The sequence below is a fragment of the Winogradskyella jejuensis genome, assembly GCF_900129745.1.
In the GTDB taxonomy this organism is placed as follows: domain Bacteria; phylum Bacteroidota; class Bacteroidia; order Flavobacteriales; family Flavobacteriaceae; genus Winogradskyella; species Winogradskyella jejuensis.
Window position 1 is genome coordinate 35,039 of sequence record NZ_FQWS01000001.1, and the last position, 25,256, is coordinate 60,294.

A 25,256-nucleotide genomic window follows, 5' to 3' on the forward strand; every position below is an offset into this window, starting at 1 on the left:
ATATTTATTTATTTTTTAGCCAATTTCCACTAAACTCACAATCTCTATATTCTCCGTTAATTTTTATGTAAGTAGACTCTATTGTCTCTTTTTGCCATTTACCAATAGCATCAAAATGCTTATCCTGAAGTGCTAATCGCTTAATCTTTAAATAATCTCTAGAGAAATCAGCTTCGTGCTCATTAATGCGATTTGTAACCATCATGATTTTAAACTTAATAGGATTCTCTCTATCACCATCTTGAATAATCTCACTTACTTCTCCATCCTTTAAAGCTTGAACTTGCCCATAAATATCTGGATCCATCTTAGTTAGTTCAAAATTGAAATCTTGAGTGACAGGGTTAATCATTTGTCCACCTTCAAATTTAGTTTCTTTTTCATCGCTAAACTCTCTTGCCGCGTCTGCAAAGGATATGGAACCATCCAAGATTTTTGCTCTTACATCTTCAATTTTTTTCTGAGCTTCCTCTATAGCATCTGGGGTGATTTCTGGACGAATTAATATGTGTCTAACATCATACTCCTGACCTCTAATTTTTTCTAAAAGAATAATATGATAACCGTAAGGCGACTCAAAAGGCTCTGAAATTTCCCCTTCTTGTAATGAAAAAGCGACATCTCTAAATTCTTTTACCATTCTTGGACGCTTTCTATTCAATGTATACAGACCTCCGGTAGATTTAGACCCTGTATCTTCTGTAAAAAACAAAACCTTAGTAGTAAAACTAGCACCATTCTCTTCTACATCCTTTTTAAATCCCTTAAGTCTGTCAATGGCTTTTTGTTTAGATGCCTCTGTAACTTCTGGAATAACTACAATATTTGAGATTTGTAATTCTGTACCAAAGGTTGGTAGACCATCTTCCTTTAAATCGTTGTAGAATTGACGGACTTCTTCTGGTGTAATTTCTACTTCTTTTATGACTTTATCTCTCATTTGAGAAGCAAGCGATTGATTTTTATTTATTTCATAAATTTCTTCGCGAAGGGCATCCTCAGAATCCTTTTTATAAAATTCTAGCATACGGTCCATTGAGCCACCAAACTCTCCTAAAATCCCTTGAATTTGCTGGTCTATTTGAGAGCGTATTTGTAGTTCATTAACAACTATACTGTCTTGTATAGCTTGATGTGCATATAATTTTTCTTCAAGAATACTTCCAAAAAGTTCACATCTAGTAATGTTGCCTAAATCTCCTCCTGCAGCTTTTATTTGAGCTGTTCTTCGGTCAACATCAGAATCTAAAACAATAAAATCTCCTACAACTGCTGCAACGCCGTCTGCTTTAATACGTCCGCTTGTGTCTTTTACTCTTAATACGTCTGCCTTACGTTCTTCATCTTTAATAATCTCTTGTGAAAAACCAAGAGTCATAATTGCAGTAAAAATGACTGATAGTGTAAGTTTATTTATAAATTTCGAATTGTTTTGTTTTAATAGCATCTTTTGTAATTTCATTTTCTATCTCCTTGATGAGCTCTAGCTTACGCTTGTTAACAATGATTTGTTTTACCGTAGGTTTTACGTAATCTAGAGGCGCATAATCGTTGCGCAAAAGTACATCTTTAATTTGAATCAAATATAGGTTTAATGAGTCTTTGAGCTGTATAAAATTAGATTTTTTTAACAGTTGATTTTTATTGGATTGATTTGCAACTGGAATCTTCTCTAAAACCTGTGATGCGCGCACCCAAACAGAATCGTTCAAAGTATATGATTTAAACTGAACAGCAATAGAATCTAAGTAGATTTTATCTTCATTATCAAAGGCTCTAAACTTAGATTTTATATCTTCTAAATTTATTGCATTTTGAGGTAAGCTTAAATAGCGAAACTTCAACAGCTCATCATTCAACTTGAAGGATTCTTTATTGGTTTCGTATACCTTTAAAGCCTCCTCATCTGTAATCGAAGTATCAATGGAACGTTTGACTAAGGCTTCTAAATACGCTTTTGTGTATAAATCTGTTTCGTATTGCTTTATGAGACTATTGTAATTTTCTTGTTGGGTATCTGGCAAATTGAGTTTTGCTTTTTCTAATAAAAGGATACGACTCGCCCAATCATTTATATAACCATTTGCAAGTAATGTACTATCCGATTTTGATGCGCCTTCAGGAATTATTTTCTGAATATCCTCTTTGTAAAGGTAGACGTCATTAACTCTAGCTACTGCGTTTTTATCTGGGTCAGCACTAAACCTATCACAGCTATATAGCGCAACAAAAACAAATACTATCTTAAGAAATTTAGACTTCAATTACTGATTTAATTTAGATTTTAATTGTTTAAGAACCTTAGTATTGACACTTACCTTAAATCTATCTCGTAAAGATTTTAGCCATTGTTTCTCTATTTCATTTTGGTAATCATTTACAACACTACCTCTCGCTTCTTTTAAAGTTTTTGTACTTGCTGGTAAAACACTTATAATGTTGAATACATGAAAATTATCGTTGTGCTCATAAATCTCTGAAACACCTTCTATAAAGACTAAATCTGTAGGAAGTTTAGGGTTGGACTTCTCAAAACTACCAGAAGTAAAAATAACATTCTGTTGATTGTCTTTATTTAATATAGTCTTAATATCTTCTTGAGATTTGCCTTCTTTAATTAGCTTTTGTACAGAAGAAGCCATTTCTTTACTACTGCTTGTTGCTATTGTAGTTTCTATTCTATCTTCCCATTGGTACTTTGATGCGTTAGAATCATAGTAATTTTTCAATCCTGTACTATCTTTAGAAGCTTTGTTCCAAATCTCCTTTTCCATAAGGGCAAATAACAATAGACCATCTTTATATTCTTTAAGTACGTCTGCAAATTCTTGATTTTCGTTAACCAAATTATCTTCTCTAAATTTTAAAACAGACTGCTCATAGAATAAATGCAATTCTTTATCTAAGACTTTTTTTATGGTGGTCTTCTGACGCATATATTGTCTTTGTTTTGTTTTTAGAAATTGAAGAAAATCATCATTAGTGTATACCGAATCATTAACTTTAATAACGGATACATTGCCTTTATAGTCTTTTGGTAAATTAAACTTTCCAGAAAAATAGCCTTCTTCTAATATAGGTCTAAAATAGGCTTTTGTTTCAGGGTTCTTTGTAATGCTGTAACGCTTAGAGAGTTTTTTCACCATAGCACTATTGATTAATTTTGAACGCGCATCCCTCTTAACTTGGGCTTCTAAAGTTGGTTTTATATCTTCAAAAGAATTGATAGGCTCTTTTTTAATGAGCTTAATAATGTGCCAGCCATATTTTGTTTTTAATGGCTGAGTCATATCGCCTTTATTTTCTAAGTTGAACGCGGCGTCCTCAAAAACAGTTGATGATAATTGTCCACTCTTAAAAGGTCTGAGCTTTCCGCCATTACGTGCAGAACTTTTATCATCAGAAAATTGTTTAGCTAATGCATCAAAAGCTTCGCCTTGTTGTAGCTTTTTATAAATGTCATTAATACGTTCTTCGACATTAACTGTACTATCCTTTTGTTTTAAAGCTAACATTATGTGCGCCACTGTTGCTGTGCCGCGAGAAGGTCTCTTCTCATCTACTCGAACAATGTGGTAACCAAAATCAGTTCTAAAAGGCATAGAGACTTCACCTGGCTTGGTATTATAAGCCATAGACTCAAAATCGTAGACCATTTTGAAAGCTGAGAAATAGCCTAAATCTTCTACTAAAACAGTTTTTCCGTTATGGTATTTTCCTTTTGCCACTTCGTAACCCTCATCTTTCAATACTTTTCTATATTCTAGAAGCTTATTATAAGTTATCAATGTGTCTTCTACTTCAGGGTTGTCTAAAATTAAAATATGTGATGCTCTAATATCATACTTCATTCTGTCATAAGCCTCTAAAACCAATTCATCAGTCACCTTATTGTCTGATAAATAATTCTTTGTGAGTTGCTTCTTGTAGTTTTCGAATTCTCTTTTGTAATTCGCATCTTTATCTAGTCCAAGTCGCTGAGCTTCTTTTAATTTTAGCTTATAATCTATAAATAACTCGAGATAATTATCTAACTGTTTTTGTGATTCGTCTTTTACTAAGTCTAAGTTTTTGTTGTAAAGTTTTAAAAACTCTTCTGAAGATACTGATTCTCCTTCAATTGTAAGCAGGTTTTTTTGCTTCTGTGCAGAAGCAAAATTCACAGTAATTAAAACGAGTAAAAACGCAAGCAGTTTAGTTCGCATCATATACATTTTTTATAAAAAAATAAAATTCTTAAAGCCTTTCTAAGCCGAACAAAAATAATATAAAAGTAGTTCTTTACAATAGTAAACACTCAATTACAGTATTTGTTATTCAGAGGCATTAAAAATGAATAATTATTAACACGAAATCGTTTTCGTGAATTGAGTTTTATAAAAAATTGCCTCTAATGCAATATCTTTACTACACTAAAATTATTAATTATGATTAAAAAATTACTTACTTTATTTATCATCTTTTCGAATCTGAGTTTAGCTCAAAATGCTGGTATTTTTCAAACTTACGCAATTTTAGATAGTGGCTCTGGCAATACTTATTATGCTGGTGGATTTAATGCAGATGGTGCTCCAAATGTCTTTAATGGACAAAATTTTGGTGTTTTGACTACCTTAACCTTAAATGGTGGAGAAATAAAAACGTTTAAAAATGGTGGTGGAGATGTAACTGGAGCTGAAATAAATTATAGAGTTTACAGCCAAGGTGATACTCCTGGAGCGTTTACTACTATTAATCTACCTTTCGGTGCTAATCTCCCTAGTCCAGGAGATCAACGTTGGGAAGAAACTTCAGCAAACATTGATTTATTACAAAGTATTAGCACTAATGGAACCTATGTTGTCGAGGTATTTTGGAAAATATCCACCAATATTGGAGATATTTTCGACTCAAACTCTGGAGCAAATTATTCTGCTACCTTTGAAGTGACTACGCTTAGCAATTCCTCCAATGCTGATTTTAACCCTTCTATTAATGCTTACAATAGTTCTTTAAATGTTAATAGTAATCAAGATATCAGTTCTATTGAAATATATGATTTGCTCGGTAAAAAAGTATATGCAAAAACATACGATAACTCTAAGAATGTTTCAATTAATTTAGAGTCAAAAAAGAAAGGCATCTACATCGTAAAGCTTACTTCTAAGGGGCAAACGATAACTAAGAAATTTATTTTGTAATTCTTATCTTTGGAATCTTAAAATACGCAAAGCACCTCTACGGGTGCTTTTTTAATCTTATAAACATTAATGCGAAAATTAAAACTCATCTGGGATTTCCGTGGACCCGCAGGAAATAAAACTGCCGAACATCACTTAATTCATCTAAAAGAATATATAGATATTGAAAAACTTGATATAACCATCACAGGAACTGAAGACATCAACGATATGCACAGTATTGCCTATTTAGTGGTAGATGAAGACAAAATGAAACCCATACGAGATGCCTTAAAACCACATCGAGGTCAAGTTTACGGAAGCTAAAAGAGTCGTTTTAATAAAGCCTTGGTAAATTGAATTGGAGGTACTGCTGTGATAATCTTTAAATCTTGAAGAATTGAAGATTCTTCATCTAAAAATTTAAAAATTGTACTGGTCTTCGCATTTTTGAATAAAGCTGAAAAGAGTTTAAAACCTTTGGCGTTTTCGTTTGCCAAAACATCTAAAAATAGTAAATCGTAAAACCAGAACTTTGTAGTTTTTCCGAACTGAGTCAAATCGTCATTCGATTTTAAAAAATCGATAAGTGCTTTCGTTTTTTTAGTTGTGTTTCTAAACGTATATCCTGTACTAGCTTTGGTCCAACCGCCAGCGGTGCCAATATGCAATACGTTTTTAGTATTGAGTTTTGAAAACTTAAATGAGGTCATTGGTATAGACCCCTTTTCGGTTTCAACAATTTCGTAATTGGCTATGTTTTTCTCCTCTAAATAATCTTTAATAGCATTTTCGTATTCTGAAATCTCTAATAAATCTTTAGAAAACAAGGTGTATTCAAATAATGCTTCTCGCTTACTTGTTGGCAACACGTACATAAATCGTGTGTTCCTCTTTTGTGGCACGGTAAAATCCATAAATGTAGCCGTAGAGTCGTCAAAAACATCTGCTTCAGTTTTCACAAACCAACCCACAAAATGCTGTTGTAAAACAGGATATTTCTTTTGTTGAAAGAATGAAGAATCAACTATACTATTAAACAGTTTTTTTGCTTTGTAAGCGCCTTCTGAAGTAATGACTTCAACCTCAGATTGCTCTAAGAAACCTTCAACCGAGGCTTTCAAAAATGAAATATTTTCAGCTTTATTAATTCTCGACCATAGCGATTTATAAAACGCTTCGCTGCGAATCATTTTATAGGTATATGGAAGAATGGATTTTGTCTCTTCAAAAACTGAACTTCCAAAATAGATATTTTGCCATTCTTTATGTAAGATGTCGTCCCATTCGCCTTTACCTTCTTCCCAATAACACCAGGTGCGGTCGTTGCCTTTATCTGAGTCTTTATCTATAATCAATATCGATTTATCATCAAAAAAACTATCCGTAGCCATGCGGTGAGCTAATAGTAAACCTGATGCTCCAGCACCTAATATGATATAATCGTAGTTTTTCAAATTAGAAAAATAAAAACACAGCAAAAAACACTGCTATTGAGATTAATATGTGCCAAGATATTGTTGTATTGGTTTTTACTTTAAAATATTGATAGCCCATATGTGCAACAAATGCCGTAACCAACCAACCTATATAATTCTGAAGTGGCACTACGCCACCTTCAAATTCCCAAAAATCGAAACGTGGTGCAGAAACCTCTAACAGCATATCTAAACCAGTCATTAAAGCTGCTCCAATAAGGGCAGATAAAATGCGGTTTTTACTTATGTATTTTGCAACATCTGCTGTAGCTGCTGTGAGCAAAGCCCAATTAACACATATCATTAAAGGTACACCAAAAACTTTAAGACCTAAGTTCTCACCATAAGCATAAGTGCCAAAAATCAGTCCGAAATTAACACCTAAAGCCTCTGTGATAAAACCAATAAAAAAGGGAATAGCTAATGCAATAATTACATTAGGTTTTAATTCTTCTATATTAATAATTAAGATGATAAATGTTAATAACAAATTAAGCGGTGTCATGCTTAAAAACCAATCCGAATATTCATCGGAGAGTATTCCAAAAATTCCAGAAACGGTAAATAACCAAACCAGAAAAATTGAAAAATGAAGCTTAAAGGTTTTATCGAACATTAGTTGGTTTTTGCAATTAAATCTGAAACAATTTTACCAGACAATAAACATAGCGGAATGCCACCACCAGGATGTACGCTTCCACCACAAAAATAAAGATTCTTAATGCTAGATTTAAAATTTGGATGTCTTAAAAAAGCCGCGTATTTGTTATTGCTAGACGCACCGTACAACGCACCTTGGTAACTTTGCGTTTTAGACTCAATAGTTCTAGGGTCTAAAATAGCTTCAAATTCTATAAGTTCAGAGATGTCTTCGTTTAACCCTCGGCTTAACTTTTTAATAATGTTTTCTCGAGCCTGACGTATAATTTCATCCCAATCTTGGCCAGTATTACTTGGTACGTTAATCATTGTAAACCAGTTTTCACAGCCATCTGGCGCATCTCCTTTTTCGTCTTTACTCGTAATGTTGATGTAAACTGTTGGGTCACTATGCACCTCTTTTCTGTTAAAAATATAGTCGAACTCCGTTTTATAATCTTCAGAAAAGAAAATATTATGTAAATCTAACTGTGTAAATTCCTTTTTAATTCCCCAATAAAAAATTAATGCTGAGCTACTTCTTGGCTGATTTAATATTTTCTCTGGAGCTTTATGGTCTTTTAAAAGTTTACGATACGTTGGGACGATATCGGAATTTGAAACCACAATATCGCTAAGCACTTTATCGCCGTTAATTTGAATGCCAACAGCAATATTTTTATCTGCTAAAATGCGTTCTACTTTTGTATTAAAATGAAAGTCAACACCTATATCTTTTGCTAATTGAAACAAACTCATTGTGATAGAATGCATACCTCCTTTTGGGAAATACGTCCCAAAATATTGCTCCAAGTGCGGAATCATAGACATAATTCCAGGCGTTTGGTAAGGTGATGAGCCATTATACGTCGCAAAGCGGTTGAAGAATTGCACTAGCCGTTCGTCCTTAAGCATTTTACTATTATAAGCATCTAAAGTGGTATCGATGTCTAAACTGCCTACATTAAATACAGCCTTAAGCGTATCTTTTGAAAAATAGGTACTGAATTTATGAAGCGATTTTTCCAGAAAAAGAGACGCTGTTAAATCATACTTACGCTTACTTTGTTTGAAATACGTTTCTAAATCTTCGGCTTGAATATTGAAAGTGGATTCCGCGTTTTTTGCAAATTCCTTTTCATCTGCAACAGCTGAGAATGTTGTACCATCTTCATAGAAATAATTACAGACTACCTCTTTTTTCTTATACTGAAAATAGTTAGACATGTCTACATTGGCGACTTTAAATAAATCCTCTAAAAACTGTGGCATCGTAAATAAAGAAGGTCCCATATCAAAGCGGTAACCTTTTTCTGAAAATGCGGTAAGCTTTCCTCCAGGATAGCTATTAGCTTCATAAACCGAAACTTCAAGACCTTGAGCCCTTAAGCGAATAGCTGTAGCTAATCCCGCTATTCCTGCGCCTATGATGATAACTGACTGGTTTTTCATTGATTTGTAAAGATACAATGATTGAGCAATCTAATAAGGCTTCAAAAATGCTAAAATGTGTTAATAATCGAAGACACTTAGATTCAAAATAAAATACAACTTAAATTGTTGATTAAAGCCGTTTATTGACTTTGTAATTGTTTTAAACTAACTTCGTTTAACGTGAGATATAAATCATTACAATGATTCATATTATTAAAGTTGTAACCAATTTGAAAAACAACATTAATATTGTCGAAAAGCTACATAAAATATCCTATTGCATTTCACAAACAGTCTGAAAAACTGATTAATATAAGTGATGTTACCGATGCTAATAAAACGGATTTAATCTGTCTTGAATGTAAGGAGAATTTTGTTGCAGTCCGAAAACATCAAACACCACATTTTAAACATAAACCTAACTCTGTATGTAAAGGAAATGTTGAAACATATATTCATTGGGTAACCAAAGAGATTTTTAAAGAAATAAAAGAATTTGAACTTCCCGAAATATTTATAGACAACTTAACGGACAATCAAAGAGAAAAATTAGACTATGAAGTCAATAATCTAATTAAGAAAAAAGTTCCTGAAAATCTTCAGCTTAAATTTAAGAAAGACCTAAAGAAAAATATATCCGAAAGTGGGATTTTTCAAATAGAGCAAATAGAAATTGAAAAAGCATATAAAACATCTTTAGGAAATGTCAGAATTGATATTGTAACAACTATCAATAATCAAGAGTTATTTATTGAACCTTTTTTCACGAGTCAAATTGATGATTTGAAAAAAAGAAAAGTAGCACTTCTTGAAAAGCCAACTTTAGCAATCAACTTATTGTCATTCGTACATAGATTTGACTATAAATATAATCTTGAAAATTTGAAAAATTATGTAATATCTAAAAATAGTAAGTATTGGATATTTAATAGAGAAAAGAAAATTGAGAAATATAGATTAGAGTATTTAAATTATGTTTCAGAAGAAATTAAAAAGCAACAAAATGATTTCAAATTGAACAATTTAAAACTTAAAAAAATAACTGAATTAGAAAATAAGGTACAACAACTTGAAGAAAAGATTAGACCAACACAAGACGAAATATGGAAAGCAAGAGACGAAATCAGAAAAATAAAGAATGATATTGGAATTAGAGATTATGAATATTAAAAAAACTGGTTACAACAACGTGTATAAAACGTGTATAATTAACTGCTTTGTTCTTCTCTACTTGCGAAAATTCCTGCGGAATTTTCTCGGGTTCATAAATGTTTGTTAACTTAGTTGCTAAACCACGCAACGAGCCATACACAAAACAGTTAAACGAAATAAAAAAACAGCACAAAAAGTGCTGTTCGTTTTTAAAGATTTCTGCATTCGCAGAAATTTTTATTACCTCGAATAATTAGGTGCTTCCTTAGTAATCGTTACATCATGTGGATGACTTTCATTAATTCCACTAGCTGTGATTTTCACAAAGCGTCCAGTTTCTTTTAATGTATTTATATCCTTAGCACCACAATATCCCATTCCAGCACGTAAACCGCCGATGAATTGGTGGATGCTTTCAAACAATTCGCCTTTATACGGTACACGACCAACAATACCTTCTGGTACTAATTTCTTAATATCGTCTTCTACATCTTGGAAATAACGGTCTTTACTACCTTGTTTCATGGCTTCTACAGAACCCATACCACGATAAGATTTAAACTTTCGTCCTTCGTAAATTATAGTCTCACCTGGACTTTCTTTTGTTCCTGCTAAAAGAGAACCTAGCATAACCGTATCGGCTCCAGCAGCAATAGCTTTTGGAATATCGCCAGTGTATCTAATTCCGCCATCGGCAATTACGGGAACACCAGAGCCTTTTATTGCAGCAGCAACTTCTAAAACTGCAGAAAATTGTGGAAAACCAACTCCAGCAACTACTCGCGTTGTACAAATAGAACCTGGACCAATACCAACTTTTACAGCATCTGCACCAGCTTCTACTAAATATTTAGCTGCTTGGGCAGTGGCAATATTACCAACAACAACATCTAAATCTGGGAAATTTTTCTTTACCTCTTTTAATACAGTTACAACACCCTGAGTATGGCCATGAGCCGTATCAATAATTACGGCATCAACACCTGCCTTAACTAAAGCCTCTGCTCTATCGACAGCATCACCAGTAACACCGATGGCTGCTGCGACACGTAATCGACCATAAGTATCCTTATTGGCGATTGGTTTTTGGGTAACTTTAGTAATATCTCTAAAAGTTATTAAACCTACCAATTTATCGCCATCAACAATAAGAAGTTTTTCAATTTTATTTTCTTGAAGAATAAGTTCAGCGTCCTTTAACGATGTACCCTCAGGCGCCGTGACCAAATTCTCAGATGTCATGACCTCAACAATTGGCCTTTCGTTTCTGTGCTCAAAACGCAAATCTCTATTGGTGACGATACCTTTTAATTTTCCGTTATCATCTACAATTGGAATTCCGCCAATACTATGCTCTCGCATGGCATTTTTAGCATCAATGACTTTGGCATCCATCGGCAAAGTTACAGGGTCGATAATCATACCACTTTCTGCACGTTTTACCTTTCGTACTTTAGTAGCCTGCTCCTCGATAGTCATGTTTTTATGAAGCACGCCTATACCACCTTCACGCGCCATGGCAATTGCCATTCTGCTTTCGGTTACCGTATCCATCGCCGCAGAAACAATTGGAACATTGATAGTAATATTTCTAGTAAATTTTGATTGAATGTTGACTTCACGAGGAAGAACTTCGGAATAAGCTGGGACTAATAGGACATCGTCATAAGTTAGACCTTCTCCTAAAATTTTGTTGTTGTGTGCTGTCATGTCGCAATTATAAGATAATTGCATGCAAATTTACGCTTTTTATTTTAGTTTAAAATACTAAAGGAACGTTAAGTCTTTTTTGAATTAAAACGTAATTACTAATCGTGATACATCTTATTTAACGGCTTTAATTTTAATGATTTAGATAACAAAAACACTTCAATAACAATAATTAAAATATTGTAAATCAAATATTTATAAATTTTAACAAACTTTATTTTTATTTATTCTAAATAAATTTGGTCAAAGTCTAATTTGATTTTAAATTTGCAAACTGAAAAACAAATATTATTTTTAATCAGTCTAAATAAATGAAATTAAAACTTTCCTTACTACTATTTAGTTTTTGCACAATCTTATTCGCTCAAGAAAACAAAAACAATGAAAAAAGTAAAGATTCAATCCAAAAATTAGATGAAGTTATCATAAATAGTAATGTGATATTTGGTTCTAAGTATGTTGCAAAAAACAGAACAGGTTCAGCTTACTATATTTCGCCTGAAGAATTAAAAAAATATAATTATACAGACATAAATCGTGTGTTACGCTCTGTTCCTGGTGTAACCTTTTATGAAGAAGATGGCTTTGGTTTAAGACCAAATATAAGTCTTCGTGGTACATCACCTCAACGAAGTGCAAAAATATCTATTATGGAAGATGGTGTTTTAATTGCTCCAGCGCCTTACAGTTCGCCATCTGCATACTATTTTCCATCGGTGGCGAGAATGGAAGCCGTAGAAATTTTAAAAGGTAGTAGCCAAGTGCAATATGGGCCTTTTACAACTGGTGGTGCAATAAATATGGTTTCTGCACAAATTCCTGATGAATTTGGTGGTAGAATACTAGCTAATTATGGGGCATTTAATACAAGACAACTCCATGCAAAAGCCGGTGGACAAAAAGGACAGTTTGGTTATGTTGCTGAATTCTTAAATTTTGGTTCTAGCGGGTTTAAAGACTTACCTGACGACAGCCATACAGGTTTTGATATTAATGAATTACTAGCCAAATTGCGCTACAGCAGTAAGGCAGATGCTAAAATTCAGCAATATATTGAAGCAAAATTTCAATATTCTGATGAAGTATCAAACGAAACCTATTTAGGCTTAACAGAAGAAGATTTTGAAACAGCGCCGTTCTCTCGCTATGCATCTTCCCAAGATGACCAAATGGTAGCAGAGCATATGCAGTTTATGTTGACCCACGAGCTCAACCTAACTAAAAATTTCAGAATTACTACAAATGCATATTTAAATAAATTCAAACGTAATTGGTTTAAATTAGACGATGTTGTATTTAATGGTGATAAACAAGGAATTGCTAATGTTGTTGCTAATCCAACTGTATTTCCAGACCATATGGCAATTGTGAGAGGTGACATAAATTCTGGTGCTGATGCTTTATTGCTTAAGGCTAATAATAGAGAATATTATTCTACAGGTGTCCAAACCAAATTAGATTACCATTGGTATGGCGAAAATACGTTCCATGATTTAGAAGTTGGTGCGCGTTATCACTATGACGAAGAAGACCGTTTTCAATGGGAAGATGGTTATAGTATAATTGACGGACAACTCGACCGAACGTCTGAAGGTCCACGAGGAGCACAAGGCAACAGAATTAGCAGTGCTACTGCGTTTGCGGCATACGCTATGTATAAACTAAAATGGAATGACCTTACGCTTACACCTGGTTTACGTTACGAGAATATTTTACTAGAACGTGAAGACTTTGGAAGCTCTGACCCAACACGTGCTGGCGACAACTTATCTACAAGAGAAAACAAGGTTGATATTTTTATTCCAGGTATAGGTTTTAACTATGCTTTTACTGATAATGTTTCAGTTTTTGGTGGCGTACACAAAGGATTTTCCCCTCCAGGAAATTCGACTGGTGAAGAAGCTGAAGAGAGTATTAATTACGAAATAGGTTCGCGATTTACAATAGGTAAACTCCGCGGAGAGTTAGTTGGTTTTTACAACGATTACAGCAACTTATTAGGAAGCGATATCGCGGCGACAGGTGGCACAGGAAATTTAGACCAGTTTAATGCTGGTGAAGTTGAAGTCAGTGGTGTAGAGTTATTGTTAAACTATGAATTACTCCCAAACAACTCAACTTTTAAATTGCCTATTAGCTTTGGTTACACCTTTACTCATACCGAATTTTTAAATGCCTTTGATAGTGCAAACGGTATTTGGGGAGAAGTTGAAGTTGGTGACGAATTACCATACATACCAAAACATCAATTTAACGCTGCTATTTCATTAGAGCACACAAAATATGAATTGAATCTAAGTGGACGCTATAATGGCGAATTTAGATCACTTGCTGGAAATGGCTCAATACCTGATGCTGAGCGTGTAGATTCTAACTTTATTATCGATTTTTCAGCTAAATATCATTTCAACAAAAAGTTAAGCTTAACTTCTAATATTATTAACTTATTAGATGAAACTTACGCCGTATCTAGAGTACCAGCAGGCTTAAGACCGGGACATCCATTCGGTGCTAATTTAGGCTTAGAGTTTAAGTTTTAAAGATTGATGAACAACAGATAAAGCGTTACTGAAAAGTAGCGCTTTTTTTAATGGTACATTTTGAAGATTTTACTAGCTTCATTATAAGCGCTTTCAAAAGCCATAGCACTTAAATCGTGTGCTTTTTGCTGCGTGAAGTAAGACAGCATGCGTTCGGTTGGCATATTACCCGTAAGCTCATCTTTTGCCATTGGACAACCCCCAAAACCTTGGATAGCTCCATCAAAACGACGACAACCCGCTTTATAAGCTGCATCTACTTTTTCATGCCAAGTCGTTGGTGTTGTATGAAGATGCGCCCCAAATTCGATATTCGGGTATTTTGTGATTAAGTTTGAAAATAAATACGAAATATTTTCTGGATTAGAGCTGCCTATCGTATCGCTTAAAGATAATATTTTCACACCCATTTTAGCTAATTTTTCTGTCCACTCTCCTACTATATCTACATTCCAAGGGTCACCGTAAGGATTGCCAAAACCCATAGAAATATAAACGACTACCTCTTTGTTTGAACCTTCTGCTATCTCTAAAATTTCGTCAAGTGTATCTACAGATTGTGCAATGGTTTTATGCGTGTTACGCATCTGGAAATTCTCTGAAATTGAAAACGGAAATCCCAAATAATCAATTTCTTGATGTTGTGATGCATCATTAGCACCACGAACATTGGCAATAATTGCTAATAGTTTACTCTTTGTTTTGCTTAAGTCTAATTGCGCTAAAACCTCTGCCGTGTCTACCATTTGAGGAATCGCTTTTGGCGATACAAAACTTCCAAAATCAATAGTATCAAAACCAACACGTAACAAGGACTGAATGTATTGCACCTTCTTCTCAGTAGGAATCCAATCTTTGATACCTTGCATAGCATCTCGCGGACATTCGATAAGTTTTACGTTCTTGTTCATTGACATCAAATATAAGATTTCGCCTGTCGATTTCATAGTCGTTATTCTACAGATATGAAAAAACGAATTCTCCTAAGAACCCAAACCATATTGCAAATCCTAAGAGACCTCCAACAAAACCAGAAACAATAAACGAGAACCTGTATTTTAAAGGGATGATTTTAAAAATGACCCATAACGAAATAAATACGCCGATAAGTAACATTATACTAGGTATAAGCCATTGATTAAATCCTAAATCTTGAGAAATAGCAAACTCATCACCATAAAACTCTTTTTGACCCAGGAGCAGGAAACCAAATACCGCCTGACAAAAGTTAAATATTTCACGTAGTATAAATAAAGCTAGGAATATTGATAGCCAATCTAATAGCTTAAATTCATAATCATTTTTTCTTCTATATAATAAAATTGAGAGTCCAATAAGCGAAGTCAGAATAGTTTGTAAAGGACCGCCAAGACTGATATATATACCATCGTTGTTATCTTGATTTGGATATTTTTCATCTAATCTTTCGTTTAGAATTTTTATTTTTTCCTTGACATCCTCAGGAAATGATTCATAGTCAAAATTATCATATTGTTCATAAAGATTTTTTAGCTCTAAGTAATTCTTATCTTGCCCGATTCCCTTTTCGTAATATGTCATACTATCATGATATAACTCTGTTTGATATCCATAGTATTTAGCAACCAAAACATGTCCCATTTCATGTAATTGTGTCCCAATAATTGTAAAGGCTATAAAAGCAATAACAATGGTTAATGAGAATTTTGGTAAAAACTCAAGTTTTAACATATCCCTAAACTAAAATAAAAATTGCAATACCAATAAATACTATAATCTGAAGCCACTTAAACACAACTCCAGAGTTTTTATGACTTAACGTATATTCTTTTATAAACCCAGCCATCAAAGCTATTGCCGAAAATATTATAAATGATACTAGAATAAACAATCCGCCAAGAACATAAAATTGAATAACTGTGTTTAAAGTATCACTAAACAAAAAAGCTGGAAAGAACGCTAAGAAAAAAATCGTCACTTTAGGGTTAAGTACATTCATAAAAAAACCTTGTATAAATAATTGCTTCAAGCTCTTCTTTGGTGCATTATCTGTATCAATAGAGATAGTATTACCCGATTTATAAACTTTATAAGCTAAATATAGCAAGTAAATAGCACCAAGAATTTTAATACCAAAAAAAAGATGTTTATTGGCCTTAATGATAGCAGAAATACCAAAAGCCAATAATGTGGTATGGATGATACATCCTGTCATTAAACCAACAACTGTTACTAAAGCGTGATTTCTACTATTAGTCAAACTTTGAACAAGTACATAAATATTATCTGGCCCTGGAGATATGGCTAGAGCAGCTGTTGCAGATATAAATAATAAGAGGGTGTCGTAATTCAAACTTTAAATTTTGGCTAAAATAAGGGAAAACACTTAATCAAAAAGTAATGAATAATTTATATTGTAGTAATAAACTTACATATTTATTTGTTTTGTCGTATTTTTATTGTTTTTAATAGTTAAATAGCTATTTTCGGCACTGTAAAAACTATCAACTAATGTCATTAAACATTTTCCCTAAGCAAATTTTGCTTACAGCAGTTGTTTGCTTATTAAACTTAACAATCTACGGACAAAGTAATGAATGTGGATTTCAATACACACCCGAAGCACAACAGTATTTTAATTCTATAAGACAAAAAATTAAACCGTTAGAGCAAGAATTTATACAGCAGCGCTTATCATCTAACTCAACTGTAATTACAGCAGTACCTATCAAAGCCCACATCATAAGAAGAACTGATGGAACTGGAGGACTTACAGTTACCGAACTCAATGATGCTATCACAGACATGAATGCCATTTATGTTGACGCAGGACTAGAGTTTTTCCTATGCGATGGTGTCAACTTTATTGACAATGATAACTTTTACAGTTACGAAACTGATGATGAAACTCAATTATTTGATAACCACAGTCAGGCCAATATCATGAATATTTATTTTGCTAATTCAGTTACTAGTTCCAGTAATGGCGGTAGCCTTTGTGGCTATGCGCGTTTTCCAGGTCCAGCTATTACAGAAAATATATTAATGGCTAATGGATGCGCTACTAATGGTAGTACACTCTCTCATGAGGTTGGTCATTTTTTTGCTTTATCTCACACACATGGGAATATTAATACGCCAGGTTCAACCAATGAATTAGTTGACGGGTCTAACTGTGACTCAACTGGAGATTTTATTTGTGATACACCTGCAGACCCCCAACTTGGTTATGGTAACGTGAACAGTAGCTGTATTTATACTGGTAGTACTCAAGATGCAAATAATGATTTTTATGCACCAGACCCAGAAAATTTAATGTCTTATTCTAGAAAAGAGTGTCGTACACAATTTTCTACTCAACAATTAGCTAGAATTAACGCTATCTATCAAACATCGAGAAATAATTTATCCTGTCCAAGCTTTAATGCAGACTTTACTGCCGACCAAACCCAAAGTTGCAATGCAAATCTTACTGTAAATTTCACAAATACTAGTACAAGTGCGACGTCTTGGTCGTGGGATGTCGATGGAGATAATATCGAGGATTATAATACCCAGAACGTAACACATACTTATAATGTAGCTGGAGACTACGATGTAGCGCTTACCATTTCGAATGGAGTCAATAGTATAAGTAAGATGAAATCTAACTACATTGATGTAGGTGCGCCAGAAATTAATACAGCTACTATTGAATTGACCCTCACACTTGATGACTGGCCAGATGAAACTACATGGCAATTTTTAGGCGAAAGCGGAGCCGTTCTATACTCCGGTGGACCTTATATTCAAGGTACAGATGATTTCACAACAAAGGTTGAAACGTTTAACATTGACCCGAGTTCTTGTTACTCTTTTGTAATTGCTGATGCATATGGAGATGGCATATGTTGTGCTGAAGGTAATGGATCTTATGAGCTAAGAGCAGATGACAACTCACTAATTGCAAGTGGTGGGTCTTATGGTTTTGGTACTACTGACAATTTTAGAAATAATAACAACTCACTCAACATAGATGTGTTTACAATTTCAACAATCAAACTTTTCCCTAATCCTTCTTCTGGAATTTTAAACATTCAATCTGAATATTTACCAGACTCTTATAGTATAATTAATACCTTGGGGCAAGTTTTAAGAACTTCAAAAGTAGGTGCTACTTCAGAATTTAGTGTAGACATAAGTGAACTTAAAGAAGGTTTATATTTCATTAAACTGACTAAAGGCAATGCTAATCAAATTTTGTCATTCATAAGAAATTAAATCTTATTAAATACATAAAAATAAAAAAGGCGTATTAACTACGCCTTTTTCATTATCTCTTTATTAATATTCTTTATAAGACTTGGTCCTTCATAGATAAAGCCTGTATAGATTTGAATTAAATCTGCACCGGCGTCAAGTTTTTCTAAGGCATCCTCCGCAGAGTGTATACCTCCAACACCAATAATCGGGAACGCTTTTCCGCTTTTTTCTGCTAAATATTTAATAACTCTAGTTGATTTAGTTTTAATCGGCTGACCACTTAAACCTCCATTACCAATTTCTTCAAGGCGCTTTTCTGAAGTTTTTAATCCTTCTCTATCTGTTGAAGTGTTACTTGCTATAACACCATCTAAATTGGTTTCTTGCACTAATTCTATAATCTCATCTAATTGTCCATCGTTAAGGTCTGGAGCGATTTTTAGTAAGATTGGTTTCTGTTTTTCAAAAGTTTTATTCGCTTTTTGAACTGCTTCAATTAACTCCAGTAGATAATCTTTATCATTCAGCTTGGCATGGCTTCCTACATTTGGGCAACTCACATTCAACACAAAATAATCAACATAAGGATGTAGCGCATTAAAACATTCTAAATAGTCTTTGGTATAATCTTCGGGTTTGGTTTGGGTATTTTTACCAATGTTTCCTCCGATAGCTAGCTGGCCCTTATTCTTCTTTAATTGTACGATTGCTGCTTCAAGACCTTCGTTATTAAAGCCCATTCGGTTTATGATGCCTTGGTCTTCTTTTAATCTGAATAGGCGTTGCTTTGGATTACCTTCTTGACCTTTAGGTGTTATCGTTCCTATTTCAATAAAACCAAAACCAAAATTTGCTAACTCATTATATAATACCGCATTTTTATCAAAACCAGCAGCTAAACCTACTGGATTCTTAAATTTCAATCCAAAAAGCTCTCGCTCTAGACGTTTGTCTTCAACCAAATACAAACTTCTAAAGAGTGCTTTAACACCCGGAATTTTAGATAAGTTTCTAATTAATGAAAATGTGAAATAATGAATCCTTTCAGGGTCGAAACGAAACAAAATTGGCCTTATAAGTGTTTTGTACATGCTTTGTGTGTTGCTGGGCAAAAATACGTCAATTTCAAACAAATAAAAAGAAACCAAACTTGCACTTGCACTATCCTTTTTCGTTCTCTATTTTTGAAGAAACCATACAATAATGATAGACAAACAACAACTCATAGAACGCTTTATTAGCTACGTTACCATAGATACAGAATCCGACCCAAAATCTGAAACCACACCAAGCACTGCCAAACAATGGGATTTGGCCAACAAACTAGTAGATGAATTAAAAGATATGGGTATGAGTGATGTCTCTATTGATGACAACGCCTATATTATGGCGACCTTGCCTAGTAACGTAGACCACGAAGTCCCAGTAATTGGATTTATTTCACATTTCGATACGACACCAGATTATACAGGAGCCAATGTAAAGCCTCAAATTGTAGAGAATTACCAAGGGCAAGATTTGGTGTTAAATGCTGAAGAAAATATTATTTTATCGCCAGATTATTTTGAAGACTTACTACTATACAAAGGACAAACCCTAATCACTACAGATGGCACAACGCTTCTTGGCGCAGATGATAAGGCTGGTATCACCGAGATAATGGAAGCCATGAAATACCTGATTATCAATCCACAAATAAAACACGGAACAATTAAAGTTGGCTTTACACCAGATGAAGAAATTGGCCGTGGTGCACATAAATTTGATGTTGAAAAATTCGGTGCCGATTGGGCATACACCATGGATGGTAGCCAAATTGGAGAACTAGAATACGAGAATTTTAATGCCGCTGGCGCAGTAATCAAAGTCAATGGAAAAATTGTGCATCCAGGCTACGCTAAAGGAAAAATGGTAAACAGCATGTATTATGCTAGTGAGTTTATCAATGCTTTACCAAGGCAAGAAACACCAGAACATACCGAAGGTTACGAAGGTTTTTTCCATTTATATTCAGTTAATGGCGAAGTAGAATCCACAACGCTAGAATATATTATTCGTGACCACGACCGCATTAAATTTGAAGCGCGTAAAGCGCTGATGCAAAAAATAGCGGATGACCTCAATGAAAAGTATGGCAAACCTGTTTTTGAAATAGAAATTAAAGACCAATACTACAACATGAAAGAAAAGGTAGAACCTGTAATGCATATTGTAGATATTGCCGAAGAAGCGATGAAAGCGTTAGATATTAAGCCGCTTATAAAACCTATTCGCGGCGGAACAGATGGCTCACAATTAAGTTATATGGGTTTACCCTGCCCTAATATTTTTGCTGGTGGACATAACTTTCACGGACGTTATGAATATGTGCCCGTTGAAAGTATGATTAAAGCTACCGAAGTGATTTGTAAAATTGCGGAGATAACGGCCATAAAATACCAATCCTAAAGCAATTACCGCTTGACTTCCTTATTTTAAAAAACTAACTTCGTTACATGTGCTGAACTTGTTTCAGTAACGACAAGAAACTTCAATTAAAACTGAATTTATCAAAGTCTTACTTGCAAGCTGAAAAAACAAATATGACAAAAATTCACCATCTAAATTGCGTAAAAATAGAATCACCAATGGGCTCTGCAGTTGGTCATTGCCTAGTAATTGTGGAAGATGACAAATTAGTGTTAATTGATGCTGGAATAGGACTATTAGAGTCAAAACAGCCAGAAGAAAGATTAGGAAAAGAATTAATTGAGGCCACTGGATTTGTTTTTGATGAAAAGTTAACTGCTATTAAGCAAATAGAAAAATTAGGGTTAAGCCCCAAAAATGTTTCGGATATTATCTGCTCACATCTTGACCCTGACCATATTGGAGGGTTGGTAGATTTCCCTAAAGCTAAGGTTCATGTTTCAAAAGAAGAGTACGAAAGTTTTAAAAGCGGAAACGAAAGGTATTTACAGCAACAATTATCTCATAAACCGGATTTAGAACTTTATAAAATAAATGATTCCGAATGGTTTGGACTTCCGGCAAGAAAGGTTGTGCTAAGCATACAGACAGAAGTATTCTTTATCCCACTCTTTGGACATACTCTAGGCCATTGTGGAATTGCTATTAAAAGTAATAATAAATGGACTTTTTACGCTGGAGACGCTTACTATTTAAGAGCTGAACTGGAAGATAAAAATCATCCTGTTGACCAATTAGCAACAATAAGAGCCGAGAATAACATTTTAAGATTAGAATCATTAGAAAAAGTAAGAAAAATTATAAAAAAGCATGGTGATGCAATTTCCTATTTTGGGTATCACGATCCAATCGAATTAAATCTTTCTGATAAATGATAACTCTAAGAGATGCAACTATTAATGACCTTTATCTAGTAAAATATTGGGATACCAAGCAACACATTAAAGATTGTGATCCAGATGACGAATGGAATTGGGAAGTAGAATTGAACAGGAATCCAAAATGGAGAGAACAATTAGTAGCTGAGTTAAATGGAGAACCAATAGGTTTTATACAAATCATTGACCCATATTTAGAAGAAACTAAATACTGGGGCAAAGTGGAAAAAAACAAAAGAGCCATTGATATATGGATTGGAGAGGAAAATAATTTAAACAAAGGGTATGGCACTACAATGATGAAACTCGCAATTGAAAAGTGTTTTAAAAACGAGTCAGTAGATGGCATATTAATTGACCCTCTAAAGTCCAACACTAAAGCCCATAGATTTTACGAAAGGCTTGGCTTTACATTTGTTGAAGAGAGAATTTTTGAAAATAGTGCTTGTTATATTTATGAATTACAACAAAATAGATTAAATCAATGAATTTCGAAATAAATAAATCAGTAGAAATCCTAGAAAGAACACCTAAAGTTTTAGAATCATTACTTAAAGGACTTTCTGAAGACTGGCTTTTTAATAATGAGGGCAAAAATACTTGGAGCCCATATGAAGTTTTAGGGCATTTAATATTTGGCGAAAAAACAGACTGGATTATTCGAATTAAAATAATCCTTAGCACATCAGAAAACAAAGATTTTGAGCCTTTTGAGAGGTTCGCCCACTTAAATGAGAATAAACACATCAACGAGTTAATTGATGAATTTAAAATTTTAAGATATAATAATTTGAAGATTCTAAAATCATTTATAATAACCGAAGAAAAATTGTCTCTCACTGGTGTGCATCCTGAATTTGGTAACGTAACTTTAAAACAACTGATTTCAACTTGGGCTGTTCATGATTTGGGGCATATTTCACAAATCACTAGAGTAATGGCAAAACAGTATACTCTTGAAGTTGGACCATGGATAAATTATTTAGGTATTTTGAAGAATAAAGCTAAATAAAAGCCAGCAGGTAACAATGGCTATAAGTAATTGCTTGTTCTTGCCTACTTCTGAAAATACCCGTGGATTTTCTATTCGGTTTTTATTTGATAAATTACGAGCTTAACCACGCAACTAATCTTATACAAAACCGATAGCGACACTTATTTTTTAAACATAACTAAATGAAAAAAGTCTACTCCGTTGAAGAATATATAGAAACTAACAGCCACTTTCAAAAAGAGTTGGAGTTATTACGGAGTATCGTTTTAAGTACTGAGCTTAACGAAGCTGTAAAATGGTCTGCACCTGTTTATGATTTAAATGGCAAAAATATTTTGGGTTTAGGTGCTTTTAAAAACCACTTTTGCATTTGGTTTTTTAATGGTGTGTTCTTAAAAGATGAGCATAATTTGTTAGTCAACGCACAAGAAGGTAAAACCAAAGCCCTACGCCAAATGCGCTTTGAAACGATAGATGATATAAACAAAAACCTCGTTTTAGCCTACGTAAAAGAAGCTATTGAAAATCAACGTGCTGGAAAAGAGATAAAAGTAGTGCGTAAAGGTAAAACAGTAGATATTCCTAAAGAGCTAAAAGCCTGTTTAAATAATGACCAAGATTTACAATTGGCCTTTAGCGCTTTAACTCCAGGTAAGCAACGTGAGTATTGCGAGTATATTAGTTCTGCCAAAAGAGAGGCTACAAAAGTATCTCGATTAGAAAAAATTACACCGATGATACTTAACGGTGTTGGGCTAAATGACAAATACAAAAATTGCTAATTCTTCGTTAAGCCCATAGACATCAACCTTACTATTCCATAATTTTACTGAAAAAGTAAAGTTATGTTTTACAAAGGCTATATTCTACTACTAAGTATTTTATCTACAGTTTCATTATACAGTCAAGATAAAATTTCGGCAGAAACCTACACCTATAAAAAAGGCGATTATAGTGGTATTGGCAAATGGTATATGGGTAGAGAAATTGCTTATGTCATGGGCTATCAAGGCATTGGTTGGTTAGAGCGCCCTGAACGTGAGTATGAAGAAAACACAAGTAAACTCATTAGAAACTTAGATATACAACCAAACGACGTAATAGCTGATATTGGAGCGGGCTCTGGTTATCATGTATTTAAAATGGCACCACTTGCTAAAAATGGGAAAGTATATGCAGTGGATATTCAAAAAGAGATGCTTAATGCCATACAACAAGAAAATAAAACACAAGAGTTAGATAATATCGTACTTATTCAAGGTACTGAAAAGAGCACAAACCTTCCAGAAGATTCTATTGACAAAATATTAATGGTCGATGTATATCATGAGTTTAGCTTTCCTATAGAGATGTTAGCGTCAATGAAAAAGGCGTTAAAACCAAACGGAGAAATATATCTTATCGAATATAGAGCTGAGGACGATAACGTACCGATGAAACGCCTTCATAAAATGAGCGAAAAGCAAGCTATTAAAGAGTTTGAAGCCGCAGGTTTTAAACTTTTAAAAAATATATCTAATCTACCCTGGCAGCATTGTATGATTTTTATAAAGTCTTAATACGACAAAAGCCACTTTTTCAAGTGGCATTTTTATTTTTAATTGCTAACCGTAGTTATTTCTTAACTACGGGAGCATTAAGTTTACTACTCATTTCCATAGAAATTGCAGAACGGTCAAATTTAATTTTTCCAGCTAATGTTTCTATAACACAGCTATTATCTTTATCGTTTAACTCTGCAACTTTTCCATGCATACCACTTTTAGTGATTACTCTATCTCCACGTTTTAGAGCAGAAGCAAAAGCTTTCTCTTTCTTTGCGCGTCTCATCTGTGGTGCAATCATAAAGAAATACACTACAGCAAACATGGCTATAAATGGTAAAAATGAACTTATACCTTCTCCCATTAATTCTAATTAATCGTGGTTATGACCTTCGTGACCTGGTCTTGTACTAGATTTTTTTGGCTGAGCTTGTAAGATACTTGATGTACCTGTAGCAGTTGCCTGAGCTGGAGTCTTAGCATTTGGGTCTTTTTCTACAAAAGCCGTAATCTTAACTTGCTCATTACCTTTAGCTGTATTGGTAGTCATTGTAACTGCTTTAGTTACTTTGTTACCATTACCTTTACCATTAAACTTCACTGTAAACTCGCCTGTCTCTCCTGGTGCTACTTGCTTAGTGTAGTTAGATGGTACTGTACAACCACATGTACTCTTTACATTACTCACAACTAACATAGAGTTACCAATGTTTGTGTACTTAAATGTAGTTTCAACTGGTGTACCGTTTTCGATAGTACCAAAATCGTGAGTTTCTTTGTCAAACTTAATTACAGGTAAATTTCCTGCATTAGCATCACGTTCAGCAGCTAGAGCTACATTCTCAGAATTCACTTTACTTGCTGCATCTTCTTTACATGATGTAAAGGCTATCAGACATAATGCACTTAGTCCTAAAATTACTTTTTTCATCGCTGTATTTTTAAAATTATTTATGAATATTATTTATCTAGCGCCAAATGTAATAATATTTTCAAGGAATAAAAACTTTTAATACACACTTAACACATAAGAAAACA

The 25,256-nt window shown here is 33.8% G+C and carries 24 protein-coding genes; 11 read left to right on the forward strand and 13 right to left on the reverse strand.

Annotated elements, in window-relative coordinates; genetic code table 11:
• Nucleotides 1-4 precede the first annotated feature (4 nt).
• Genes BUB95_RS00190 through BUB95_RS00200 form a run of 3 tightly spaced genes read right to left on the reverse strand, consistent with a single transcriptional unit; the run spans nt 5 to nt 4,208 of the window.
• Entirely contained in the window at nt 5-1,462 is a 1,458-nt protein-coding gene (locus tag BUB95_RS00190) for a peptidylprolyl isomerase (RefSeq protein WP_083573280.1), read from the reverse strand.
• Nucleotides 1,410-2,264 (reverse strand): peptidylprolyl isomerase, encoded by an 855-nt coding sequence (locus tag BUB95_RS00195; protein ID WP_073081398.1) that lies wholly within the window; start codon nt 2,262-2,264, stop codon nt 1,410-1,412. The genes BUB95_RS00190 and BUB95_RS00195 overlap by 53 nt, the downstream gene beginning before the upstream one ends.
• Nucleotides 2,265-4,208: a peptidylprolyl isomerase gene (locus BUB95_RS00200; protein ID WP_073081401.1), complete on the reverse strand. Its 1,944-nt coding sequence runs from the start codon at nt 4,206-4,208 to the stop codon at nt 2,265-2,267.
• Nucleotides 4,209-4,427: 219 nt separating this feature from the next.
• On the opposite strand from BUB95_RS00200, the gene BUB95_RS00205 reads away from it, so the two are divergent.
• Together BUB95_RS00205 and BUB95_RS00210 are read left to right on the forward strand one after the other, a co-directional pair.
• Nucleotides 4,428-5,180: a T9SS type A sorting domain-containing protein gene (locus BUB95_RS00205; RefSeq protein ID WP_073081404.1), complete on the forward strand. Its 753-nt coding sequence runs from the start codon at nt 4,428-4,430 to the stop codon at nt 5,178-5,180.
• Nucleotides 5,181-5,249: 69 nt separating this feature from the next.
• Nucleotides 5,250-5,486 (forward strand): hypothetical protein, encoded by a 237-nt coding sequence (locus BUB95_RS00210; protein ID WP_073081407.1) that lies wholly within the window; start codon nt 5,250-5,252, stop codon nt 5,484-5,486.
• Here the strand turns inward: BUB95_RS00210 and BUB95_RS00215 are convergent.
• The 3 genes from BUB95_RS00215 to crtD are packed head-to-tail and all read right to left on the reverse strand — an operon-like array spanning nt 5,483 to nt 8,728.
• Complete coding sequence (locus tag BUB95_RS00215) at nt 5,483-6,616, reverse strand: lycopene cyclase family protein (RefSeq protein WP_073081410.1); 1,134 nt, start codon at nt 6,614-6,616, stop codon at nt 5,483-5,485. The genes BUB95_RS00210 and BUB95_RS00215 overlap by 4 nt on opposite strands.
• Before the next feature lies 1 nt (nt 6,617).
• A complete protein-coding gene (locus tag BUB95_RS00220; RefSeq protein WP_073081413.1) occupies nt 6,618-7,253 on the reverse strand; it encodes a carotenoid biosynthesis protein in 636 nt (211 codons plus the stop codon).
• Nucleotides 7,253-8,728, reverse strand: coding sequence for a 1-hydroxycarotenoid 3,4-desaturase CrtD (crtD, locus tag BUB95_RS00225; protein WP_073081415.1), 1,476 nt, complete (start codon nt 8,726-8,728; stop codon nt 7,253-7,255). The genes BUB95_RS00220 and crtD overlap by 1 nt, the downstream gene beginning before the upstream one ends.
• A gap of 231 nt (nt 8,729-8,959) precedes the next feature.
• Between crtD and BUB95_RS00230 the strand changes: the two genes are divergently transcribed.
• Nucleotides 8,960-9,880, forward strand: a complete 921-nt coding sequence (locus BUB95_RS00230) for a hypothetical protein (protein ID WP_073081417.1) — start codon at nt 8,960-8,962, stop codon at nt 9,878-9,880.
• A 222-nt stretch (nt 9,881-10,102) separates the two neighbouring features.
• On the opposite strand, the gene guaB is transcribed toward BUB95_RS00230, so the two are convergent.
• Nucleotides 10,103-11,572, reverse strand: a complete 1,470-nt coding sequence (gene guaB / locus BUB95_RS00235) for an IMP dehydrogenase (protein WP_073081419.1) — start codon at nt 11,570-11,572, stop codon at nt 10,103-10,105.
• A 311-nt stretch (nt 11,573-11,883) separates the two neighbouring features.
• Between guaB and BUB95_RS00240 the strand changes: the two genes are divergently transcribed.
• Nucleotides 11,884-14,112: a TonB-dependent receptor family protein gene (locus BUB95_RS00240; RefSeq protein ID WP_073081422.1), complete on the forward strand. Its 2,229-nt coding sequence runs from the start codon at nt 11,884-11,886 to the stop codon at nt 14,110-14,112.
• Nucleotides 14,113-14,159: 47 nt separating this feature from the next.
• On the opposite strand, the gene BUB95_RS00245 is transcribed toward BUB95_RS00240, so the two are convergent.
• Genes BUB95_RS00245 through BUB95_RS00255 form a run of 3 tightly spaced genes read right to left on the reverse strand, consistent with a single transcriptional unit; the run spans nt 14,160 to nt 16,444 of the window.
• Nucleotides 14,160-15,023, reverse strand: coding sequence for a hydroxymethylglutaryl-CoA lyase (locus BUB95_RS00245; protein ID WP_073084974.1), 864 nt, complete (start codon nt 15,021-15,023; stop codon nt 14,160-14,162).
• Nucleotides 15,024-15,069: 46 nt separating this feature from the next.
• On the reverse strand, nt 15,070-15,822 hold the full coding sequence (locus tag BUB95_RS00250) for a hypothetical protein (protein ID WP_073081425.1): 753 nt from the start codon (nt 15,820-15,822) through the stop codon (nt 15,070-15,072).
• Between the two features lie 4 nt (nt 15,823-15,826).
• Nucleotides 15,827-16,444: a LysE family translocator gene (locus BUB95_RS00255; protein WP_073081428.1), complete on the reverse strand. Its 618-nt coding sequence runs from the start codon at nt 16,442-16,444 to the stop codon at nt 15,827-15,829.
• Between the two features lie 158 nt (nt 16,445-16,602).
• Here BUB95_RS00255 and BUB95_RS00260 point away from each other — a divergent pair, with 158 nt between their 5' ends.
• Nucleotides 16,603-18,351, forward strand: a complete 1,749-nt coding sequence (locus BUB95_RS00260; RefSeq protein WP_073081431.1) for a T9SS type A sorting domain-containing protein — start codon at nt 16,603-16,605, stop codon at nt 18,349-18,351.
• A gap of 38 nt (nt 18,352-18,389) precedes the next feature.
• Here the strand turns inward: BUB95_RS00260 and BUB95_RS00265 are convergent, their stop codons facing one another.
• Nucleotides 18,390-19,424: a quinone-dependent dihydroorotate dehydrogenase gene (locus BUB95_RS00265; RefSeq protein ID WP_073081434.1), complete on the reverse strand. Its 1,035-nt coding sequence runs from the start codon at nt 19,422-19,424 to the stop codon at nt 18,390-18,392.
• Nucleotides 19,425-19,536: 112 nt separating this feature from the next.
• Here BUB95_RS00265 and pepT point away from each other — a divergent pair, with 112 nt between their 5' ends.
• The 6 genes from pepT (at nt 19,537) to BUB95_RS00295 (ending at nt 24,233) form a co-directional block, all read left to right on the forward strand.
• Complete coding sequence (gene pepT, locus BUB95_RS00270; protein WP_073081437.1) at nt 19,537-20,781, forward strand: peptidase T; 1,245 nt, start codon at nt 19,537-19,539, stop codon at nt 20,779-20,781.
• 134 nt (nt 20,782-20,915) lie between these two features.
• Entirely contained in the window at nt 20,916-21,677 is a 762-nt protein-coding gene (locus BUB95_RS00275) for an MBL fold metallo-hydrolase (protein ID WP_073081440.1), read from the forward strand.
• Nucleotides 21,674-22,168 (forward strand): GNAT family N-acetyltransferase, encoded by a 495-nt coding sequence (locus BUB95_RS00280; protein WP_073081443.1) that lies wholly within the window; start codon nt 21,674-21,676, stop codon nt 22,166-22,168. Before BUB95_RS00275 ends, BUB95_RS00280 begins: the two co-directional genes overlap by 4 nt.
• Nucleotides 22,165-22,692, forward strand: coding sequence for a DinB family protein (locus tag BUB95_RS00285; protein WP_073081446.1), 528 nt, complete (start codon nt 22,165-22,167; stop codon nt 22,690-22,692). The genes BUB95_RS00280 and BUB95_RS00285 overlap by 4 nt, the downstream gene beginning before the upstream one ends.
• Before the next feature lie 164 nt (nt 22,693-22,856).
• Nucleotides 22,857-23,456 (forward strand): YdeI/OmpD-associated family protein, encoded by a 600-nt coding sequence (locus BUB95_RS00290; protein WP_073081449.1) that lies wholly within the window; start codon nt 22,857-22,859, stop codon nt 23,454-23,456.
• Between the two features lie 63 nt (nt 23,457-23,519).
• Nucleotides 23,520-24,233 carry a class I SAM-dependent methyltransferase gene (locus tag BUB95_RS00295; protein WP_073081453.1) on the forward strand — a complete coding sequence of 238 codons (714 nt, stop codon included), beginning with the start codon at nt 23,520-23,522 and terminating at the stop codon, nt 24,231-24,233.
• A 55-nt stretch (nt 24,234-24,288) separates the two neighbouring features.
• Here BUB95_RS00295 and yajC read toward each other — a convergent pair whose 3' ends face one another.
• Both yajC and BUB95_RS00305 read right to left on the reverse strand, forming a co-directional pair.
• Entirely contained in the window at nt 24,289-24,582 is a 294-nt protein-coding gene (gene yajC, locus BUB95_RS00300; RefSeq protein WP_073081456.1) for a preprotein translocase subunit YajC, read from the reverse strand.
• A gap of 9 nt (nt 24,583-24,591) precedes the next feature.
• Nucleotides 24,592-25,149, reverse strand: coding sequence for a DUF1573 domain-containing protein (locus BUB95_RS00305; protein WP_073081459.1), 558 nt, complete (start codon nt 25,147-25,149; stop codon nt 24,592-24,594).
• Between the last annotated feature and the right edge of the window lie 107 nt (nt 25,150-25,256).

Excerpts from the sequence above, each read along its gene's own strand:
- yajC (WP_073081456.1), bottom strand. The coding sequence starts at position 24,582 with ATGGGAGAAGGTATAAGTTCATTTTTACCATTTATAGCCATGTTTGCT.
- BUB95_RS00285 (WP_073081446.1), top strand. The coding sequence starts at position 22,165 with ATGAATTTCGAAATAAATAAATCAGTAGAAATCCTAGAAAGAACACCT.
- BUB95_RS00260 (WP_073081431.1), top strand. The coding sequence starts at position 16,603 with ATGTCATTAAACATTTTCCCTAAGCAAATTTTGCTTACAGCAGTTGTT.
- BUB95_RS00200 (WP_073081401.1), bottom strand. The coding sequence starts at position 4,208 with ATGATGCGAACTAAACTGCTTGCGTTTTTACTCGTTTTAATTACTGTG.
- BUB95_RS00250 (WP_073081425.1), bottom strand. The coding sequence starts at position 15,822 with ATGTTAAAACTTGAGTTTTTACCAAAATTCTCATTAACCATTGTTATT.
- BUB95_RS00295 (WP_073081453.1), top strand. The coding sequence starts at position 23,520 with ATGTTTTACAAAGGCTATATTCTACTACTAAGTATTTTATCTACAGTT.
- BUB95_RS00240 (WP_073081422.1), top strand. The coding sequence starts at position 11,884 with ATGAAATTAAAACTTTCCTTACTACTATTTAGTTTTTGCACAATCTTA.
- BUB95_RS00280 (WP_073081443.1), top strand. The coding sequence starts at position 21,674 with ATGATAACTCTAAGAGATGCAACTATTAATGACCTTTATCTAGTAAAA.
- BUB95_RS00190 (WP_083573280.1), bottom strand. The coding sequence starts at position 1,462 with ATGAAATTACAAAAGATGCTATTAAAACAAAACAATTCGAAATTTATA.
- BUB95_RS00205 (WP_073081404.1), top strand. The coding sequence starts at position 4,428 with ATGATTAAAAAATTACTTACTTTATTTATCATCTTTTCGAATCTGAGT.
- BUB95_RS00290 (WP_073081449.1), top strand. The coding sequence starts at position 22,857 with ATGAAAAAAGTCTACTCCGTTGAAGAATATATAGAAACTAACAGCCAC.
- crtD (WP_073081415.1), bottom strand. The coding sequence starts at position 8,728 with ATGAAAAACCAGTCAGTTATCATCATAGGCGCAGGAATAGCGGGATTA.
- BUB95_RS00305 (WP_073081459.1), bottom strand. The coding sequence starts at position 25,149 with ATGAAAAAAGTAATTTTAGGACTAAGTGCATTATGTCTGATAGCCTTT.
- pepT (WP_073081437.1), top strand. The coding sequence starts at position 19,537 with ATGATAGACAAACAACAACTCATAGAACGCTTTATTAGCTACGTTACC.
- BUB95_RS00245 (WP_073084974.1), bottom strand. The coding sequence starts at position 15,023 with ATGAACAAGAACGTAAAACTTATCGAATGTCCGCGAGATGCTATGCAA.
- BUB95_RS00275 (WP_073081440.1), top strand. The coding sequence starts at position 20,916 with ATGACAAAAATTCACCATCTAAATTGCGTAAAAATAGAATCACCAATG.
- BUB95_RS00220 (WP_073081413.1), bottom strand. The coding sequence starts at position 7,253 with ATGTTCGATAAAACCTTTAAGCTTCATTTTTCAATTTTTCTGGTTTGG.
- guaB (WP_073081419.1), bottom strand. The coding sequence starts at position 11,572 with ATGACAGCACACAACAACAAAATTTTAGGAGAAGGTCTAACTTATGAC.
- BUB95_RS00210 (WP_073081407.1), top strand. The coding sequence starts at position 5,250 with ATGCGAAAATTAAAACTCATCTGGGATTTCCGTGGACCCGCAGGAAAT.
- BUB95_RS00265 (WP_073081434.1), bottom strand. The coding sequence starts at position 19,424 with ATGTACAAAACACTTATAAGGCCAATTTTGTTTCGTTTCGACCCTGAA.